The sequence below is a fragment of the Streptomyces sp. NPDC086549 genome, from assembly GCF_044746205.1.
In the GTDB taxonomy this organism is placed as follows: Bacteria; Actinomycetota; Actinomycetes; order Streptomycetales; family Streptomycetaceae; genus Streptomyces.
The window spans coordinates 527709-546320 of sequence record NZ_JBIVBS010000001.1 but is presented as its reverse complement, the minus strand read 5'-3'; the positions used below and the strand labels follow the sequence as shown (position 1 = coordinate 546320).

Genomic DNA, 18612 nt, shown 5'->3' with positions numbered 1-18612 from the left:
GTTGCTTCGGGCTTCTAATGAATTCTTGACCTTGTCATGGGAATATGACGATCCGTCAGGTCTGGCATCTATGTAGAACGTGTTCTACTCTGCCGGGCCATGAAGGCCTATGTCGCCGGGGTCGGGATGACGAAGTTCGAGAAGCCCGAGACCCGGGAGTGGCAGTACTGGGACATGGTGCGGGAGGCGGGCGGTGCCGCTCTCGCCGATGCCGGGATCTCGTACACCGAGGTGGAACAGGTACCCGTCGGCTACTGCTTCCAGCCCTCGACCGCCGGCCAGCGCGCCGCCTACGAACTCGGTCTGACCGGCGTCCCCGTCTACAACGTCAGCAACAACTGCGCGACCGGCTCGACCGCGCTGATGCTGGCACGGCAGCTCGTCGAGGGCGGGGCGGCCGACTGCGTCCTGGCGCTGGGCTTCGAGAAGATGAAGAAGGGGGCGCTGGGGAGCGGCGCGGACGGCGGCGACTTCGCCACTTCTCCCGTCGCCCGGCACTACGGCATCATGGCCGCCCGGCACGGCTTCGAGATGACCCCGCCGACCGCGCAGATCTTCGGCGACGCGGCCCGCGAGCACATGGAGCGGTACGGCACGACCGAGGCGCAGCTCGCCGCCGTCGCCGCCAAGAACCACCGGCACTCCGCGCACAACCCGTACGCCCAGTTCCGGGACGTGTACGAGGTGGACGACATCCTCGCCGCGCGCACCGTCCACCGCCCGCTCACCAGGCTCCAGTGCTCACCGACCTCGGACGGCGCCGCGGCGGCCGTGGTGGTGTCGGAGCGGTTCGCGCGGCAGCGCGGGCTCACCGGTCTCGTCGAGATCGTCGCGCAGGCGATGACCACCGACACGGAGGAGTCCTTCGCGTCGGGCTCGTGCATCGACGTCGTCGGACAGCCCATGTCCCGGGCGGCGGCACGCCAGGTGTACGACCGCTCCGGCCTCGGCATCGACGACGTGGACGTCATCGAGCTCCACGACTGCTTCTCCGTCAATGAACTGCTCACGTACGAGGCACTCGGCATGTGCGAACCTGGCGGATCGGGGAAGCTCGTCGAGTCGGGCGCGACCACGTACGGCGGGCGGTGGGTGGTGAATCCGTCGGGCGGGCTGATCTCGAAGGGGCATCCGCTGGGCGCCACGGGCCTCGCGCAGATCGCCGAGCTGGTCTGGCAGCTGCGCGGCCGGGCGGGGGAGCGACAGGTGCCGGGGGCCCGGGTGGGCCTCGCGCACAACATCGGGCTGGGCGGGGCGGCGGTCGTGACACTGGTGCGGGCGACTTCCGCAGACTGAGGCGACGGGGAGGCAACGATCCGGGTGGCCCGTGGACTCCTTTGTACATCTAGGAGGTGCCCATGGGGGATCGGAACAAGGCTCGGGACGAGGAGTTCCAGAGCTTCGTCGTCGGCCGCTGGCCGCGGCTGATGCGTACGGCATTTCTCCTCACGGGGGAGCAGCACGCCGCCGAGGACCTGGTCCAGTCGACGCTCGAACAGGTCTATGTGGCCTGGCGCAGGGTCGGCTCGGCGGACGACCCGGAGGCCTACGTGCGGCGCGTGATGATCAACGCGCATGCGCGCAAGCACCGCAGGAGGCTGAAGGAGTTCCTGGCGCCGAAGGACGACTCGGGCCTGGCGCACGAGGTGGCCGACACCGGCGACCGCATCTCCCAGGCCGATGACCGCAGCGCCCTGTTGAAGGCGCTCGCCCAACTGCCGGCGCGACAGCGGGAGGCGGTGGTCCTGCGGTACTGGGAGGACCTGACGGAGACACAGACGGCCGAGGCGATGGGCTGCTCGGTCGGCACGGTCAAGAGCAACGCGGCCAAGGGGATCGCGAAACTCCGCGCCATACCGGGGCTGGCCGAGATGGTGACGCAGGGAGGGCGGAAGTGATGAGCGCGGACCGGGAGAGGAACCCCGACATGACACAGACGGACATCGCCTTCCTCCTCGCGGACGCCGCGGACGAGGTCGAGATCGGTATAGCCCCGGTGCAGGCGGTCATGCGCGGCGGGCGGCGGCGCAAGGCGCGCCGGTGGGCGGTGGCGGCGGCCACGGCAGTGGTGCTGGCGGGGTCCACGGGGGCGACGCTGGCGCTGACCGGGATGCCGGGCGGGCACGGGGACAGGGGAGCGGAGGTGGCCACGCAGCCGGCTTCGCCGGAGGCCCGGCATGTGGACGAGCCGCAGTCCACCGAGCTGGCCTGGGGGACCTACCGCGGCAAGCAGTGGAGTGTCGGCGTCGACGTATGGAGTGCGCCGCGCAACGTGTCGGAGGCGATCAGGCAGTTCGGCGCGATGTCCGACCTGGGGCTCAAGCCCTCGGTCGACAAGTCCGTCGACCTGATCGGCAAGACCTCCTACTTCGTTAGCCGGCGCTGGGGCACCGAGCGCAAGCTGCAGGTCATGTACAACACGGCCAAGGACGTGGACCACCTGACGGGCACGGACCTGGGGGCCATCGCCACCCGCTTCTCGTCCGACGTCGCAAGCGACGGACGGCTGGTGGTCGGCGCGGTCGCCAAGACCGCCCGGCAGGTCACCTGCCACTGGAAGGACGGCAGGACGACCGTGGCCAACCGGGTTCCCAAGGACCACGAAACCCACACCACTGCGGCGATCCGCCCGGCCGCCGGCTTCCCGGGGGCCAACTGGTTCGTGTGCGTGGCGCCGGAAGGGACGTCGTACGCCTCCGCGGAGGTGACGAAGTAGGCCCGCGGGGAGGTCACAGCCACCCCTGCTGCCGGGCCTCCCGCACCGCCTCCGCCCGGTTGCGCGTACCCGTCTTGCCGATGGCGGAGGACAGGTAGTTGCGGACCGTCGACTCGGACAGATGCAGCTTGCCGGCGATGTCGGCGACGGTCGCGCCGTCCACCGACGCCTTCAGCACGTCGCACTCGCGGGCGGTGAGTGGACTGGGCCCGGCACTGAGCGCGGCCGCGGCCAGCGCCGGGTCGACCACGGTCTCCCCGGTGAGCACGCGCCGGATCGCCTCGGCCAGTTCCTCCACCGGCCCGTCCTTGACCAGGAATCCGGCGGCCCCGGCCTCCATGGCCCGGCGCAGATAGCCGGGCCGGCCGAAGGTGGTCAGGATCAGCACCCGGCAGTCGGGCGCCTCCTCGCGCAGGTCCGCCGCCGCGTCCAGACCGCTCCTGCCCGGCAGTTCGATGTCCAGCAGGGCCACGTCCGGCCGGTGCAGGAGCGCGGCGTCCACGATCGCGTCGCCGGTGGCGACCTGGGCGACCACCTCGATGTCGTCCTCCATGCCGAGCAGCAGGGCCAGGGCGCCGCGCATCATGCCCTGGTCCTCGGCGAGCAGGACCCGGATGTTCTTCACGACCCAAGCGTAGCCAAGGGAGGACGATTAAAGACTCGTCATTGTTCGGTTCCGCGGGGGTTGACGCCTCCTGGCGGCGCGCAAACAATCGCCTCTGCATTTCCGGCAATTGTTCGGCATTTCGACGTCGAATTGGTTCGGTATTTCGGTCGAACGACGTCCGGTATATCGACCGTCTTCGTCGACCGCCCTCCCGCACTGCCCTACGAGGAACCGAAAGAGGTGCACCGTGCTCCTGAGAATCCCGCGTTCACGTCCCCGGCGGCTGAGAAGGGCCGTCCTGTCCGTCCTGGCGGCGTTCGCCACCGCCGCCGCCCTGCTGCTCGGCGTGGGCGCCCCGCAGGCCGCCGCCGCGAGCTCGCTGCCCTGTGACGTCTACGCCGCCGCGGGCACGCCCTGCGTGGCCGCGCACAGCCTCGTGCGGGCGCTGTACTCGTCCTACAGCGGCTCGCTCTACCAGGTGCAGCGCGCCTCGGACAGTGCCACCGCGAACATCGGGCTGCTCGCGGCGGGCGGGTACGCCAACGCGGCCGCCCAGGACTCCTTCTGCTCCGGCACGACCTGCATCATCACCAAGATCTACGACCAGTCCTCGCGCCACAACGACCTCACCGTCGAGGGCGCCGGCGGGGCCGGTGCGGCCGATGTCGGGGCGCCCGCGGACGCGCTGCCGGTGACCGTCGGCGGTCACCAGGTCTACGGCCTGGAGATATCGGCCGGCATGGGCTACCGGGACAACTCCACCTCCGGTGTCGCGGTGAACGGGCAGGCCGAGGGGATGTACATGGTGACCTCCGGGACCCATGTCAACGGCTCCTGCTGCTTCGACTACGGCAACGCCGAGACGAACAACAAGGACACCGGCAACGGCCACATGGACGCGATCAACTTCGGCACCGAGTGCTGGTTCTCGCCCTGTTACGGGCAGGGGCCGTGGGTGCAGGCCGACCTGGAGAACGGCCTGTTCCAGTCGGACGCCGGGTACAGCGAGAACTCGTCCAACACCGGAACCGGGGCGACCCCGTTCGTCACCGCGCTGCTGAAGAACAACGGGCAGAACCATTTCGCGCTGAAATACGGCAATGCGCAATCCGGTGGACTTACCACCACGTATTCCGGAGGGGAGCCGACCACCAGCGGCTACTCGCCGATGCACCAGGAGGGCGCGATCGTCCTGGGCACCGGCGGTGACAACAGCAACGGCTCCATCGGCTCCTTCTTCGAGGGCGTGATGACCTCCGGCATCCCGACCGACGCCGCCGACGACGCCGTGCAGTCCAACATCGTCTCCGTCGGCTACGGCGGCCCGACCGGCAGTACCGGGTCCCTCACGGCCGGCTCGGAGATCTCGCTGCGCGCGACGACCTCCTGCTGCACCACGGACTACGTCCGCCACCAGAACAACGCGGCCGTGGTCTCCTCGGTGACGTCGAGCAGTTCGTCCCTCGACAAGAACGACGCCACCTGGATCGTCCGCAAGGGCCTCGCCGACAGCTCCTGCGTCTCCTTCGAGTCGCGCAACTACCCCGGCGACTTCCTGCGCCACTACAACTACCGGCTCTACCGGCAGCCCATGGACGGCACCGCCCAGTTCCGGGCCGACGCCACGTTCTGCCCCCAGACCGGCAAGAGCGGCACGGGCACCTCGTTCGCCTCGTACAACTACCCGACGAGATACCTGCGCCACTACAACTACAACGTCTACATAGCGAGCAACGGCGGCTCGAACACCTGGGACAGCAGCACGTCGTGGAGTGACGACGTGAGCTGGGTGGTCAGCTCGCCCTGGGCGCCGTAACCGCCCCGGCCGCTGACAACTCCGCCCACTCGGCGGGGAGTTCGGCGGTGACCGTGAAGCCGCCGCGCGGCGACGGGCCGGCCCGCAGGGAGCCGCCCGCCGTCGCGAGGCGCTCGGTCAGCCCCTTCAGCCCGGTGCCGCCGATGCCCTCGCGCGGTTCGGCCGCGGCGGCGCCCGTGCCGTTGTCCGTGACCGTCAGCCGTGCCCGCTCCATGGTGCTCTCGACGGTGATCTCGCAGCGGCTCGCGTCGCTGTGCCGTACGACGTTGGTGACGGCCTCGCGCACCACCCAGCCCAGCAGGGCCTCCGTCTGCGGGGCGAGCGGGGTGCCGGACTGGCGGACGACCGGCTCCACGCTCGCCGCGGACAGAGCCGAGCGGGCGCGGGTCAGCTCCGTGGCGAGGCTGCCCTCGCGGTAGCCGGTCACCGCCTCGCGGATCTCGGTCAGCGCCTGCCTGCCGACCGACTCGACGTCGTTGATCTGCGACAGCGCCGCGTCCATGTCGCGCGGGGCCAGGCGGCGGGCCGCCTCCGACTTCACCACGATCACCGACAGCGTGTGGCCCAGCAGGTCGTGCAGATCGCGGGAGAAGCGCAGGCGCTCCTCCTCCACCGCGCGGCGGGCCAGTTCCTCACGGGCGGCGCGCAGTTCCCGTACGGCTTCGCTGAGGCCCAGGATCGCGGCGGTCACCATGCTCGACAGGAAAGTGCCGTAGGCGATGTTCAACGCGTCCCAGCCGTCGCGGAAGCCGGAGACGGTACCGGCGAACGCGGCCAGCAGGATTCCCGTCCTGCCCAGCCACGGCCCGCGCAGGGTGGCGCCGGTCGCGAGGCCCAGCAGGGGGAAGAACAGCAGCCAGCTGCCGCCGTACCCGAGGGCCAGGCCCGTGGTCAGCAGGCCCATCAGCAGGAGCGCCACTCGGGTGGACGTCGCCTCGCGCTTCTCCCGGTCGAAGGCGCGGAACGTCACGTAGATGTACAGCGAATTGAAGGCGAGCAGACCCAGGCCGCCGATCAACGGGTCGGGGGTCTTGCCCTGGAAGAGGTTGGAGAAGGAGCCCAGTCCCATGAGCAGCCACGGCAGCAGGGCGAAACCGGTGGGCGGCGGGCCCGGGTGCTCGGGCGTCTGCCCGTTCTTCCGGGCGGCCTTCTGCGCGGCCCTGAAGCGGTCCATGTCCGCCTTCCAGGCCGTCCGTGCGGCCTGCCGGGCGGCCACCTGGCACCGGATCCCCCGCCACCACGACATGTCTCTGTTCATCCGAGATCCCCCGATCAACTGGTCCCCGCACCACGGCGGTACGACAGCACAGCGTACGAACAGAACACCAACATCCAGAACGCCAGTACGAGAATCGCGCCGGGTGCCGGGGCGTGCCCGGCGGCGACCGAGGTGCCCAGCTCAGCCATGCCACGGGTGGGGGTGTACGCCGACATCGGGCGCAGCCAGGCGGGGAAGAGACTGACCGGGAACCAGAGACCGCCGAGCACCGCGAGCCCCAGGTTGCCGATCATGTTCGCCACGCCCGTGGCCGGCCCGGTCAGCCGGTAGCCGTTGCCGAGGCCGAGCAGGGTGAAGGGGACCGAGCCGAGCCACAGCAGCACCGCGACCGCCGCCCACTGCCAGACCTGGAGCCGTACGCCGTTGACCAGGCCGCCGGCCGCGAGGACCGCGACGATCGCCGGGAGCACGGTCACCGAACCGGTCAGCGCCCGCCCGATCACCACCTCGCGCGGGGTCATCGGTGTCACCCTCAGCTGCCGCAGCCAGCCGATCGCCCGGTCCTCGGCGACCGCGCCGCCGGTGTTGAGGGTGGAGCCGACCGCGCCGTACGCGGCCATGCCGACCATGGAGGCGGTCTTCCAGCCACCGTCGTTCTCGCCGAGGTTGGTGAACAACAGGTACATCATCACCGGCATCGCGATCCCGCCGATCACGAAGCCCGTGTCACGCAGTGTGCGGCGCACTTCGAGGCGCAGGTAGTCCCACATCAGACCGTCTCCCGCTCCGTCTCGGTTTCCGTACGGGTCTCGGTTTCCGTACCGGTCTCGGTTTCCGCTCCGGTCCCGGTTTCCGTACCGCGCGAGGTCAGGGCGAGGAAGGCATCGTCGAGCGAGGCCGGGGCGACCTCCAGACCGCGTATCGCTCCCAGTTCGGCGAGAGCGACCACCGTCGCGTCGGAGTCGTCCGTGCGCAGCCGCGCCCGGCCACCGCGCACCTCCACCGACCGCACCCCGGGCAGCAGGGCCAGCCCGTCCGGGGCGCGCCCGGCCAGGTCGAGGCAGACCAGGTTGCCGCCGGCCGAGCGCCGCAGCTCCTCGCCCGTGCCGTCGGCGACGATCCGGCCGCGGTCGATGACGACGATCCGGTCGGCGTGTGCGTCGGCCTCCTCCAGGTAGTGGGTGGAGAACAGAACAGTGTGGCCATTGCGCGCGTACGCCCGCATCGAGTCCCAGAAGGCGTGCCGCGCCTCCACGTCCAGGGCGGCGGTCGGTTCGTCCAGCACGAGGAGGGAGGGGTTCCCGGCGAGCGCCACGGCGAACCGCACCCGCTGCGTCTGCCCGCCGGACAGCCGGTCCACCCGCCGCCCGGCGAGACCGGCGATCCCGGCCAGCTCCAGCGCCCGCGCCACGGGCATCGGGGCGGGGTAGCGGGAGGCCACGAAGGAGACCAGCTCCCCGACCGTGACCCGGGGGACCGCGCGCCCCTCCTGGAGCATCGCGCCCACCCGGCCCGCGCGCACGGAACGCTCCGGAACCGTGCCGAAGAGCTCCACCGTGCCCGCGTCGGGCTTGTGCAGGCCGAGCAGCAGCGCGATCGTGGTCGACTTCCCGGCGCCGTTGCGGCCGAGCAGGGCGACCGTCTCGCCGCGCGCGATGTCCAGGTCGACGCCGTCGACGGCACTTACGGGGCCGTAGGCCTTGACCGCTCCGGTGAAGGACACGGCGGGTGTTGTCTGCGTCATGCCTACGACGCTATGAATCGCGGCCCCCTGTCCGGCAGATGCGCATGTACGAACTTGGGCAGTACAAATGTCCCGGCCACCGCGACCTGACACGACGTCAGGAGCCTTCACAAGTAGGGGGCGCTGGGCTATACAGGGGGCGCCGGACTGGAACGCGTTCTAGGGCGGCCCGGGACGACCTCGGTGCGGCCGACGGTGCGGACGGCCGTGCCGGGGTCTTGAAGCCGCAGTCGGAAAGCCACAGCCCGATAGCCGTGAGTGTTCCGAAAGCCGTGAGTGTCAGGAGTCGTATGCCCATCGACGCAGCCAAGGCCCTCGCCGCCGAACCCCGTTCCGGTGAGATCAGCTGGGACCGCAAGGACGTCCAGCTCTACCACCTGGGCCTCGGCGCCGGAGTCCCCGCCACCGACCCCGACGAACTGCGCTACACGCTGGAGTCCCGGCTGCACGTCCTGCCCAGTTTCGCCACCGTCGCGGGCAACGGGTCTCCCGGTGTGATCAGCGGCCTGTCCATGCCCGGCGTCGACGTCGACCTCACCCGTGTCCTGCACGGCGGCCAGTCGCTCACCCTGCACCGCCCCATCCCGGTCGAGGGCAGCGCCACGGCCACCGGACGCATCGCGGCCGTCTACGACAAGGGCAAGGCGGCCGTCCTCGTCATGCGCACCGAGGTCGCCGACGCCGACGGCCCGCTGTGGACCAACGACGCGCAGATCTTCGTACGCGGGGAAGGCGGCTGGGGCGGCGACCGCGGCCCCTCCACCAGGCTCGAACCGCCCGCCGGCGAACCCGACAGGACCGTCGAGAGGCACGTCCGCGAGGACCAGGCGCTGCTCTACCGCCTCTCCGGCGACTGGAACCCGCTGCACGCCGACCCCGAGTTCGCCAAGGTCGCCGGGTTCGACCGGCCCATCCTGCACGGGCTGTGCACCTACGGCATGACGCTCAAGGCGGTCGTCGACACGCTGCTCGGCGGCGACGTGACCCGCGTCCGTTCCTACACCACGCGCTTCGCCGGGGTGGTGTACCCGGGCGAGACCCTGCGCATCCGCATGTGGCGGCAGGAGGGGGCCGTGCAGGTCGCCGTGAGTGCGGTGGAGCGGGGCGACGCGCCCGTCCTCGCCGACACCGTCGTCGCACACTCCTGAGCCACCTGAGCCACCTGAGCCGTTTGAGCCCCACCCGGCCCCACCCCACCCCACCTGACCCCACCTGAGCCAGAGAAGCCTCCGAGGGGAGCCGCACCATGCGCGCAGCCGTACTGCACGAGATCGGCCAGGACAAGCTGGAGGTCTTCGACGACGTCGAGGCGGTGGGTTTCGGCCCCGGCAGGGTGCGGGTGCGGATGCGCGCCACCGGGCTGTGCCATTCCGACCTGTCCGCGATGAGCGGGGTCCTTCCGCAGCCGGCGCCGTTCGTCCCCGGGCACGAGGGCGCGGGCGAGATCCTGGAGGTCGGCGAGAACGTCACCCACCTGAAGCCCGGTGACCGGGTCGTCCTCTGCTGGCTGCCCGCCTGCGGTGCCTGTCCCGCCTGCAAGCGCGGGCAGACCGAGCTGTGCCTGGCCGGGTTCATGAACGCGGGCACCCCCAACTTCAAGCGCTCCGGCACAGACGTCTTCGGCTTCGCCGGCACCGGCACCTTCGCCGAGGAGGTCGTCGTCGACGCGGGCTGCGCCGTGCCGATCCCGGACGACGTGCCCTTCGACATCGCCGCCCTCATCGGCTGCGGAGTGACGACGGGACTCGGCGCCGCCCTCAACACCGCCGACGTGGAGGCCGGTTCGTCGGTCGCCGTCATCGGGTGCGGAGGCGTCGGCATCTCCGCGATCCAGGGGGCGCGGCTGAAGGGCGCCGCCGAGATCGTCGCCGTCGACCCGGTCGCGTCGCGCCGCGAGGCCGCTCTCGGGTTCGGCGCCACGAGGGCCGTCGCACCGGACGGGCTGGCCGACGCCAAGCAGCAGGTCACCGGCGGCGAGGGCTTCGACTACGTCTTCGAGGTCGTCGGCCGGTCCGCGACCGCCCGCACGGCGTACGAGAACACCCGGCGCGGCGGCACCCTCGTCGTGGTCGGCGCGGGCGCCATGGACGACTTCCTCCAGCTCAACATGTTCGAGCTGTTCTTCGACGAGAAGCGCATCCTGCCCTCGATGTACGGCGGCGGCGACGTCCTGCGCTCCTACGAGCGGACCATCGCCCTGTGGCGGGCCGGCCGCGTCGACCTGGAGGGCCTGATCACGCACCGGGTGCCGCTCGCCGAGATCAACGAGGCACTGGACCAGATGCGTTCCGGGACGGCCCTGCGTACGTGCATCGAGATCTAGGGATCCGGACCACGGAGATCTGACGGGAGCCGTATGTCGATCGGTATGTCACCACCACTCGAAGGCCTCGCCGCGATCGTCACCGGCGCGGGCCGGGGACTGGGCCGGGCCGAGGCGCTGGAGCTCGCCCGGCTGGGCGCGGCCGTCGTCGTCAACGACTACGGGCAGCCGGGCCGGGACGGCTCGGGCGAGGCCTGCGCCGGGCCCGCCGAGGAGGTCGCCGCCGAGATCCGGGCGGCGGGCGGGCAGGCGCTCGCGCACACCGGGGACGTGGCCGACTTCGGGCAGGCCCGGGAACTCGTGGAGACGGCGGTCGCCGAGTTCGGGAAGCTCGACATCCTGGTCAACAACGCGGGCATCCTGCGCGACCGCATGGTCTTCTCGATGTCCGAGGACGAGTGGGACGCGGTGATCCGGGTCCACCTCAAGGGACACTTCAACACCACCCACTTCGCGGCCGCACACTGGCGGGAGCGGTCCAAGGCGGCCGGCGGACGGGTGTACGGGCGGATCGTGAACACCTCGTCGGAGGCTTTCCTGGCCGGTTCGGCGGGCCAGCCCAACTACGCCGCCGCGAAGGGCGGGATCGTGGGCCTGACCACCTCCACGGCCCTCGCCCTCGCCAAGTACGGCGTGACGGCCAACGCGATCTGCCCGCGCGCCCGCACCCGGATGACCGAGGACGTCTTCGCGGGGATGCAGATGTCCGGCGAGGGCCTCGACCCGCTCGCCCCCGAGCATGTCGCCCCGCTCGTCGGCTACCTGGCCTCGCCCGCCGCCGAACGCGTCAACGGCCAGCTGCTCGTCGTGCACGGCGGCATGGTCGCCGTCGTCGAGCGGCCGCGCGTCCAGGCGCAGTTCGACAGCAAGCAGGACACCTTCAGCTACGACGAACTCGACGCGCTGCTCACCCCGCACTACGCGGACCGGCCGCCGGGTGAGACCTTCGCGGCGGCGGAGGTGCTGGGGCTCAAGCGCCGATGAAGGCTCAAGCGCCGGTGAATGCGAAAGGGGGCCCATCGGCCGGTCAGCCGATGGGCCCCCTCACTGCGTACCTCAGGCCGCCGTCTCAGCCGGCTCAGGCTTGCGGTGTCGGCCGTGCGGGACCGTCTCGCTGTCCTGCGCCGAGACCTGGCCGCGGTGCTTACCGTGGCCGTCGTTCTGCTGAAGGTCGGCGGACAGCTGGTTGGACATACTCATGTCACTCATCGGAAGAATTCACCCCGTCAACATCATCTTTCGTACAGCCGGGCGAGTGTAACCGGCACACCACGGGGCGAATCCAGGCGGGCACGCCAGCCGCGACTACTTCGTTACAAGACGTCCGAACGGGGCCTGCTGCAGGGGCACAGGACGCCGTACGACCGGATCCGGAAGGCCCGGTTCCAGCGGGCTCAGGTGCCCCTGGCCCCCCGTGCCTCCCGGCTCTCCCGTCCGCGGGGGCGCCGCCGACTCCGCCACTCCGCACGGGACTTCCTCGGTGTCGTACGGCAGGCGCAGCACCCCGTCCTCGGTCCACAGCCCCGCCCCGGCCAGCCACCCCGCGGGCGCCGCGAAGTGGTGCACCTGCCGTTCGGCGGGCCGCCACACCCCGACCCAGCTGCCGAGCGCCCCGTCGATCCGCAGCGCCACCGCGCAGCTCTCCGGCGTCAGCACCTGCCCCGGCTGGATCGCGAACGGTGTCACCGTGCAGTCCGGCATCCGCAGACACTCCGGGAAGCGCACGGGCAGCGTGCTGCCCAGGACGCCCCAGCCCAACCGTTCCTGCCCGGGGGAGGGCGCGTCCGAGCCGACGAGGATCAGCCCGCTGTCGGGGTCGGCGAGCAGCAGCCGGTCGTCGCTGCCGGCCGCGATCTGCAGCAGCGGCGACACCTCGCCGTCCCGCTCCAGGTCCACCACGACCGCCTTGGTGGTTCCGCCGACCTCCCGGTCCAGGGCGAGCATGCGTCCGGCGCGGTCCAGCCAGGCCCCGCCCGAGCAGCGCCCCGGGATCTCGGCGACGTGCTCGGGCCCGAAGGCGCCGCCCGCCACCAGCCACACCGCCGTGGAGCGGGGGCCGGCCGCCAGGGCGTACGCCCGCGTGCCCCCCGGCGCCGGCGGCAGCAGCCGCAGCCCGGTGCCGGGGTCCGGGCACTCCACCGCGCCCAGCGGCAGCTCACCGGTGCCGGGGCCGGTCGGGTACAGCAGTGAGAACGCGTGCCGCCGCTCCACCAGCCGGTGGATCAGGACTCGCCCGTCGTCCATCGGCTGCACCTCGGTACCGGGTTCCTCCGGCTGGTTGCCGGGCAGCGGCACGGCGTACGGCTCGGGGCCGTCCAGCGTCCAGCGCTCCGGGAACCAGCAGCCGTCGTCCAGCGCCAGACGGGCGGCATAAGTGCCGTCCGCCGTGATGGTGCAGCCCGCCCGCGGCGCACCGTCGTCGCCCTCGGCAGCCGCGGGCTCGATCGCACAGGCCGTCATGGTTCGGTCACCTCCGGCGACGAAGCTAGTTTTCGTACGCACAGACGTGGAACCGGCAGGCAGCCGCTTCACACATACGGGTGGCCGGGCGGCGGTTCGCCTGAGGAAACGGGGGCCGCTGTGCTGGACGGGGCCCTTTGGGTACGGAGCCGGTACATCCCCGCAGAACAGGCAGGTAGCCTTTTCCCCGTGCCCCGTCTGTCAGAAGTCATCACCGCGCTGGAGAACCTGTGGCCCGCCGAGCGGGCCGAGTCCTGGGACGCGGTCGGCACCGTCGTGGGCGACCCCGGCCAGGAGGTCTCCCGGGTCCTGTTCGCCGTGGACCCCGTGCAGGACGTCGTCGACGAGGCGGTGAAGCTGGGCGCCGACCTGCTCGTCACCCACCACCCGCTCTATCTGCGCGGTACGACGACGGTCGCGGCCTCCACCTTCAAGGGCCGGGTCGTGCACACGCTGATCAAGAACGACATAGCGCTGCACGTCGCCCACACCAACGCCGACACGGCCGACCCGGGCGTCTCCGACGCGCTGGCCGGAGCGCTCGACCTGCGGGTCGTACGGCCGCTGGTGCCGGACCCCACCGACCCGGAGGGCCGCCGCGGCCTCGGCCGGGTCTGCGAACTGGACCACCCCCTCACCGTCCGCGAGCTCGCCGCCCGCGCCGCGGAGCGGCTGCCCGCCACCGCGCAGGGCATCCGGGTGGCCGGAGACCCCGAGGCGGTCGTCCGTACGGTCGCCGTCAGCGGCGGCTCCGGCGACAGCCTCTTCGACCAGGTCCGGGCGGCCGGCGTCGACGCCTTCCTCACCGCCGACCTGCGCCACCACCCGGCCTCGGAGTTCACGGCGGCCGTCTCCCCCAGTCCCCTCGCGCTGCTCGACGCGGCGCACTGGGCCACCGAATGGCCCTGGTGCGAGCAGGCCGCAGCCCAGCTCGACGAGATTTCCGACCGCCACGGCTGGGACCTGCGCGTCCACGTCTCCAAGACGGTCACCGACCCCTGGACCGCCCACGCGGCGTCCTCCGTCACCACTAGCTAATCGGGAGCCCCCAACTGAACGCCGCGCCCGCCGACCAGATCCGACTCCTCGACGTCCAGGCCCTGGACGTCCGCCTGCAGCAGCTGGCGCACAAGCGGAGGTCGCTGCCCGAGCACGCCGAGATCGACTCGCTGACCAAGGACCTCACGCAGCTGCGCGACCTCCTCGTGGCCGCGCAGACCGAGGAGAGCGACTGCGCCCGCGAGCAGACCAAGGCCGAGCAGGACGTGGACCAGGTGCGCCAGCGCGCCGCCCGCGACCAGCAGCGCCTGGACTCCGGCGCCGTCACCTCCCCCAAGGACCTGGAGAACCTCCAGCGTGAGATCGTCTCCCTCGCCAAGCGGCAGGGCGACCTGGAGGACGTCGTCCTGGAGGTCATGGAGCGCCGCGAGGCCGCCCAGGAGCGGGTCGGGGAGCTGACCGAGCGGGTGGCCTCCGTCCAGTCGAAGATCGACGACGCGACCGGCCGCCGGAACGCCGCCTTCGAGGAGATCGACGGCGAGGCGGCCTCGGTGACCAAGGAGCGCGGGGTCATCGCGGGCTCCGTCCCCGCGGACCTGCTGAAGCTGTACGACAAGCTGCGTGAGCAGCAGGGCGGCATCGGCGCGGCCAAGCTGTACCAGCGGACCTGCCAGGGCTGCCGTCAGGAGCTCGCCATCACCGAGCTGGCCGAGGTCCGCAAGGCCGCGCCCGACACGGTCGTCCGCTGCGAGAACTGCCGGCGCATCCTGGTGCGCACGGCCGAGTCGGGCCTGTAAGGAACTGCCGGGCCCGTACCTGTAAGGAACAGCCGGGGCTGTAAGGAACAGCCGGGCCCGTAAGAACAGTCGGGCCCGCAAGGGACGAAGGAACAAGGGGCGTACGGCGTGCGGGAGTTCATCGTGGAGGCCGACGGCGGGTCGCGGGGCAACCCGGGGCCCGCGGGCTTCGGGGCCGTGGTGTTCGACGCGGCCACGGGTGAGACCCTGGCCGAGGCGGCGGAGCACATCGGGTTCGCCACCAACAACGTGGCCGAGTACCGCGGCCTGCTGGCGGGTCTGCGCGCCGCCCGCGCCCTGGACCCGTCCGCCGAGGTGCGCGTCCGCATGGACTCCAAGCTCGTCGTCGAGCAGATGTCGGGCCGCTGGAAGATCAAGCACCCCGATCTGAAGCCCCTGGCGACGGAGGCGAGCCGCGTCTTCCCGCCGGACCGGGTGACGTACGAGTGGATCCCGCGCGAGCGGAACAAGCACGCGGACCGCCTGGCCAACGAGGCGATGGACGCCGGGAGCCGGGGCGAACAGTGGTCGCCGTCGTCCTCCGCGGGGTCCGCCTCCACCGGGTCCGGCACGGCTCCGCGAGGCGAGGACACGAAGGCCGACGCCGAGGCCGACGTGAGTGCCGCGCGCACGATCGCCTCCGCCATTTCGGCCCCGACCCCCACCACCTCCGCCCCCGGCTGGAGCGCGACCCCCGATCTCGGCGCGCCCGCGACCTTCGTGCTGCTGCGGCACGGTGAGACCCCGCTGACTCCGCAGAAGCGGTTCTCCGGCAGCGGCGGTACCGACCCTTCGCTCTCCGACGTCGGCCGGGAGCAGGCCGAGCGGGTCGGGGCGGCGCTGGCACGGCGGGGCACGATCGAGGCGATCGTCGCGTCCCCGCTCGCCCGTACCCGCGAGACCGCCGGCATCGTCGCCGCCCGCCTCGGGCTCGATGTGACGGTCGACGACGGACTGCGGGAGACGGACTTCGGCGCCTGGGAGGGGCTCACCTTCGGCGAGGTACGCGAACGCTACAGGGACGACCTCGACGCCTGGCTGGCCGACCCGGAGGCCCGGCCCACCGGCGACGGCGAGAGCTTCGCGGCGACCGCCACCCGGATCGCCGCCACCCGCGACAAACTGGTCGCGGCGTACGCGGGCCGCACGGTCCTGCTCGTCACGCACGTCACCCCGATCAAGACGTTCGTCCAGCTCGCTCTCGGCGCACCGCCGGAGTCCCTGTTCCGCATGGAGCTGTCGGCGGCCTCGCTGTCGGCGGTGGCGTACTACGCGGACGGCAACGCGAGCGTACGGCTGTTCAACGAGACCGCTCACCTCCGCTGACCGGCGCGGGCGTGCCGCGCGGGATCTCCGCGCGTCCGCACGTCCGCGCGCCGAGCCGCGGATCGGGGCTGCGCACGGGCGAAGGGCGCCGTCATCCGGATCCCCTGAGCCCCGCGGCCTCCCGCGCCAGCGCCTCGATCCGCGTCCAGTCCCGGGCGGCGACGGCGTCCGCCGGGATCATCCAGGTCCCGCCCACACAGCCGACGTTGGGGAGGGACAGGTACTCCGGGGCGTTACCCGGCCCGATGCCCCCCGTCGGACAGAACCGAGCCTGCGGCAGCGGACCGGCCAGCGACCTCAGGTAGGCCGTGCCGCCGGCCGCCTGCGCCGGGAAGAACTTCATCTCCCGCACCCCGCGCTCCAGGAGCGCCACCACCTCCGTCGTGGTCGACACCCCCGGCAGGAACGGCAGGCCGGAGGCCCGCATGGCGTCCAGCAGTACGTCCGTCCAGCCGGGGCTGACCAGGAAGCGCGCCCCCGCCGCCACGCACTCGGTCACCTGGGCGGGCGTGATGACCGTGCCCGCGCCGACCACCGCGTCCGGTACCTCGGCGGCGATGGCCCGGACGGCGTCGAGTGCGGCGGGCGTCCGCAGCGTCACCTCGATCGCGGGCAGCCCACCCGAGACCAGTGCCCGCGCGAGCGGTACGGCGTCGGCGGCGTCCCCGGCCACGACGACCGGGAGGACGGGCGCGAGATCCAGCAGGGACGAGGGCATGGCGCTCATCCTGCCCGCGGGACGCAACACGCGCAAAGATCGTTGCGCATGCTGCAATGACGCAGTCGCAGCCGTATTGGCGCGACGGGGGACCCTCAGTGAATCTCCGTCACCAGCACGTCCAGCGACCAGGCCTGCCCCGCCTTCGAAGGTGCCGCCACCTCCACGACGTACCCGAGATCGCGCAACGCCTCGACGAGCCGGGCCGGGTCCTCGGGCGCGGTCCCCGACGACAGCAGGCTCCGCACGATCCGCCCCTTCGTCGCCTTGTTGAAGTGGCTGACGACCTTCCGGGTCGGCGCGTGCAGCACCCGTACGGTGGCGGTCCGCCCGGCGACCTCGCCCTTCGGCTTCCAGGCGGCCGCGTACGCGGAGGAGCGCAGGTCGAGGACGAGGCCGTCACCGGCCGCCTCGGGCAGGACCGACGCCATGGGGGTGCGCCAGTGCGCGCCCAGGGCCCCCAGCCCCGGCAGCTTCACGCCCATCGAGCAGCGGTAGGAAGGGATCCGGTCGGTCACCCGTACGGCGCCCCACAGCCCGGAGAAGACCAGCAGCGAGCGTGCGGCACGCTTCTTCGCGGCCGTGTCGAGGGAGGCCAGACCGAGGGCGTCGTACAGGACACCCGTGTAGATCTCGCCGGCGGGGCGGGCGCCGGCCGTCCGCAACTCCGCGTTCTTCGCGATCTCGCCCCGCAGCCCCTCGCTCAGCCCGAGCACCTCGCGGGCCTTGTCCTCGTCGCCCGCGCAGAGCTCGGCCAGCTCGCCGACCACGGCCTCACGGGCGTCGTGCAGCCCCGGCAGGGACAGCGCCTCCAGCTTCAGGGGGGCGCCACGGCCGGAGGTTGCCTTTCCTTCGGAGGGAGGCAGCAGGACGAGCACACGTACTCCTTCGATAGAGCTCTTCTCGCGCCAGCGTACGGCGTGCCGCCCTCCGGCCCCGCCCTGCCGTCGCCCGCCTCCCGCAGGCGCACCGTGATCACCTCGCGGCGACGGCCGTCGACCCGGCATGGAATCGGGGCCCGAAGGCGTTGCACCCGTGGAAGCACACGAGGGGGTGTCACATGCCGGAGCAGGCGCGGTGGACGAGGGCACGGCTGGGCCGCTGCGGACCCCGGCTCGACCTCCTGACGGCCCGCTTCGACAAACACGTCTACGCCCCGCACGCCCATGACGAATTCACCGTCGGCGTCTGCGTCGGCGGCTCCGAGGTGATCGACTACCGCGGCGGCCACATCCGCACCGGCCCGGGCTCCATCGTCGTACTGGCCCCCGGTGAGGTGCACACCGGCGGCCCCGCCACCGCCACCGAGGGCTATGCCTACCGCGCCCTGTACGCCGATCCCGCCCTGCTCGCCGAAGGCACCCTCGGCGGCATCCCGCACTTCCGTGAACCGCTCGTCGACGACCCCGAACTGGTCGCCGCGTTCCAGCTCGCCCACACCGAGCTGGCCCGCTGTCCCGACCCGCTGGAGGCCGAGGCCCGCCTCCCCTGGCTGCTCACGGCCCTGGTCCACCGCCACTCCACGGCGAGAGTCGCGTCGGCCCGCCTTCCCGGCGCCCACGCGATAGCGCACACCGTCCGCGACCGCCTGGCCGACGAACTGCTGGACCCGCCCTCACTGGCCGACCTCGCCGCCGGCCTGGGCCTGTCCCGCTACCAGCTCCTGCGAGCCTTCCGTACGACGATGGGCCTGCCCCCCTACGCCTGGCTCGCCCAGTACCGGGTGACCCGGGCCCGCACCCTGCTGGAGTCGGGCCTGCGCCCGGCCGAGGTGGCACCCCTGGTGGGCTTCGCGGACCAGGCGCACCTCACCCGCTGGTTTCGCCGGGTGCTCGGAGTGACCCCGGCGGCCTATCGCAACAGCGTTCAAGACACCTGGTAGGAAGC

At 71.9% G+C, this 18612-nt stretch carries 19 protein-coding genes; 11 read left to right on the top strand and 8 right to left on the bottom strand.

Annotated elements, in window-relative coordinates; translation table 11 throughout:
- Positions 1-99: 99 nt before the first annotated feature.
- The 3 genes from ACIPSA_RS02530 (at position 100) to ACIPSA_RS02520 (ending at position 2716) form a co-directional block, all read left to right on the top strand.
- Positions 100-1296: a lipid-transfer protein gene (locus ACIPSA_RS02530; RefSeq protein WP_402627970.1), complete on the top strand. Its 1197-nt coding sequence runs from the start codon at positions 100-102 to the stop codon at positions 1294-1296.
- A gap of 62 nt (positions 1297-1358) precedes the next feature.
- On the top strand, positions 1359-1898 hold the full coding sequence (locus ACIPSA_RS02525; RefSeq protein WP_402627968.1) for a SigE family RNA polymerase sigma factor: 540 nt from the start codon (positions 1359-1361) through the stop codon (positions 1896-1898).
- Between the two features lie 29 nt (positions 1899-1927).
- Positions 1928-2716: a hypothetical protein gene (locus ACIPSA_RS02520; protein ID WP_402627965.1), complete on the top strand. Its 789-nt coding sequence runs from the start codon at positions 1928-1930 to the stop codon at positions 2714-2716.
- Between the two features lie 13 nt (positions 2717-2729).
- On the opposite strand, the gene ACIPSA_RS02515 is transcribed toward ACIPSA_RS02520, so the two are convergent.
- Positions 2730-3341 (bottom strand): response regulator, encoded by a 612-nt coding sequence (locus ACIPSA_RS02515; protein WP_402627962.1) that lies wholly within the window; start codon positions 3339-3341, stop codon positions 2730-2732.
- 229 nt (positions 3342-3570) lie between these two features.
- Here ACIPSA_RS02515 and ACIPSA_RS02510 point away from each other — a divergent pair, with 229 nt between their 5' ends.
- Complete coding sequence (locus tag ACIPSA_RS02510; RefSeq protein ID WP_402627959.1) at positions 3571-5139, top strand: alpha-L-arabinofuranosidase B; 1569 nt, start codon at positions 3571-3573, stop codon at positions 5137-5139.
- Here the strand turns inward: ACIPSA_RS02510 and ACIPSA_RS02505 are convergent.
- Genes ACIPSA_RS02505 through ACIPSA_RS02495 form a run of 3 tightly spaced genes read right to left on the bottom strand, consistent with a single transcriptional unit; the run spans position 5117 to position 8102 of the window.
- Positions 5117-6385 (bottom strand): sensor histidine kinase, encoded by a 1269-nt coding sequence (locus ACIPSA_RS02505; RefSeq protein ID WP_402629445.1) that lies wholly within the window; start codon positions 6383-6385, stop codon positions 5117-5119. The genes ACIPSA_RS02510 and ACIPSA_RS02505 overlap by 23 nt on opposite strands.
- Before the next feature lie 26 nt (positions 6386-6411).
- The gene (locus tag ACIPSA_RS02500; protein ID WP_402627956.1) at positions 6412-7128 is read right to left on the bottom strand and encodes an ABC transporter permease; all 717 of its coding nucleotides are present in this window, start codon (positions 7126-7128) and stop codon (positions 6412-6414) included.
- Entirely contained in the window at positions 7128-8102 is a 975-nt protein-coding gene (locus ACIPSA_RS02495) for an ATP-binding cassette domain-containing protein (RefSeq protein WP_402627953.1), read from the bottom strand. The genes ACIPSA_RS02500 and ACIPSA_RS02495 overlap by 1 nt, the downstream gene beginning before the upstream one ends.
- Positions 8103-8392: 290 nt before the next feature.
- Here ACIPSA_RS02495 and ACIPSA_RS02490 point away from each other — a divergent pair, with 290 nt between their 5' ends.
- From ACIPSA_RS02490 to ACIPSA_RS02480, 3 genes are all read left to right on the top strand, one after another.
- The gene (locus ACIPSA_RS02490; protein WP_402627950.1) at positions 8393-9250 is read left to right on the top strand and encodes a MaoC/PaaZ C-terminal domain-containing protein; all 858 of its coding nucleotides are present in this window, start codon (positions 8393-8395) and stop codon (positions 9248-9250) included.
- A gap of 98 nt (positions 9251-9348) precedes the next feature.
- Positions 9349-10425, top strand: a complete 1077-nt coding sequence (locus tag ACIPSA_RS02485; RefSeq protein WP_402627947.1) for a Zn-dependent alcohol dehydrogenase — start codon at positions 9349-9351, stop codon at positions 10423-10425.
- A gap of 45 nt (positions 10426-10470) precedes the next feature.
- The gene (locus tag ACIPSA_RS02480) at positions 10471-11409 is read left to right on the top strand and encodes a 3-oxoacyl-ACP reductase (protein WP_402627944.1); all 939 of its coding nucleotides are present in this window, start codon (positions 10471-10473) and stop codon (positions 11407-11409) included.
- A 72-nt stretch (positions 11410-11481) separates the two neighbouring features.
- Here the strand turns inward: ACIPSA_RS02480 and ACIPSA_RS02475 are convergent, their stop codons facing one another.
- Complete coding sequence (locus ACIPSA_RS02475; RefSeq protein WP_402627941.1) at positions 11482-11634, bottom strand: hypothetical protein; 153 nt, start codon at positions 11632-11634, stop codon at positions 11482-11484.
- 96 nt (positions 11635-11730) lie between these two features.
- On the bottom strand, positions 11731-12885 hold the full coding sequence (locus tag ACIPSA_RS02470; protein ID WP_402627939.1) for a hypothetical protein: 1155 nt from the start codon (positions 12883-12885) through the stop codon (positions 11731-11733).
- A 189-nt stretch (positions 12886-13074) separates the two neighbouring features.
- Here ACIPSA_RS02470 and ACIPSA_RS02465 point away from each other — a divergent pair, with 189 nt between their 5' ends.
- The 3 genes from ACIPSA_RS02465 (at position 13075) to ACIPSA_RS02455 (ending at position 16007) form a co-directional block, all read left to right on the top strand.
- On the top strand, positions 13075-13923 hold the full coding sequence (locus tag ACIPSA_RS02465) for a Nif3-like dinuclear metal center hexameric protein (RefSeq protein WP_402627936.1): 849 nt from the start codon (positions 13075-13077) through the stop codon (positions 13921-13923).
- Positions 13924-13937: 14 nt separating this feature from the next.
- On the top strand, positions 13938-14681 hold the full coding sequence (locus ACIPSA_RS02460; RefSeq protein ID WP_402629442.1) for a zinc ribbon domain-containing protein: 744 nt from the start codon (positions 13938-13940) through the stop codon (positions 14679-14681).
- Positions 14682-14789: 108 nt separating this feature from the next.
- Positions 14790-16007 (top strand): bifunctional RNase H/acid phosphatase, encoded by a 1218-nt coding sequence (locus tag ACIPSA_RS02455; RefSeq protein ID WP_402627933.1) that lies wholly within the window; start codon positions 14790-14792, stop codon positions 16005-16007.
- A 91-nt stretch (positions 16008-16098) separates the two neighbouring features.
- Here the strand turns inward: ACIPSA_RS02455 and eda are convergent, their stop codons facing one another.
- Both eda and yaaA read right to left on the bottom strand, forming a co-directional pair.
- Positions 16099-16734, bottom strand: a complete 636-nt coding sequence (gene eda / locus ACIPSA_RS02450) for a bifunctional 4-hydroxy-2-oxoglutarate aldolase/2-dehydro-3-deoxy-phosphogluconate aldolase (RefSeq protein ID WP_402627930.1) — start codon at positions 16732-16734, stop codon at positions 16099-16101.
- Positions 16735-16820: 86 nt separating this feature from the next.
- Positions 16821-17603: a peroxide stress protein YaaA gene (gene yaaA / locus ACIPSA_RS02445; RefSeq protein WP_402627927.1), complete on the bottom strand. Its 783-nt coding sequence runs from the start codon at positions 17601-17603 to the stop codon at positions 16821-16823.
- A gap of 182 nt (positions 17604-17785) precedes the next feature.
- Here yaaA and ACIPSA_RS02440 point away from each other — a divergent pair, with 182 nt between their 5' ends.
- Positions 17786-18607 carry a helix-turn-helix domain-containing protein gene (locus ACIPSA_RS02440; protein ID WP_402627924.1) on the top strand — a complete coding sequence of 274 codons (822 nt, stop codon included), beginning with the start codon at positions 17786-17788 and terminating at the stop codon, positions 18605-18607.
- Positions 18608-18612: the final 5 nt, after the last annotated feature.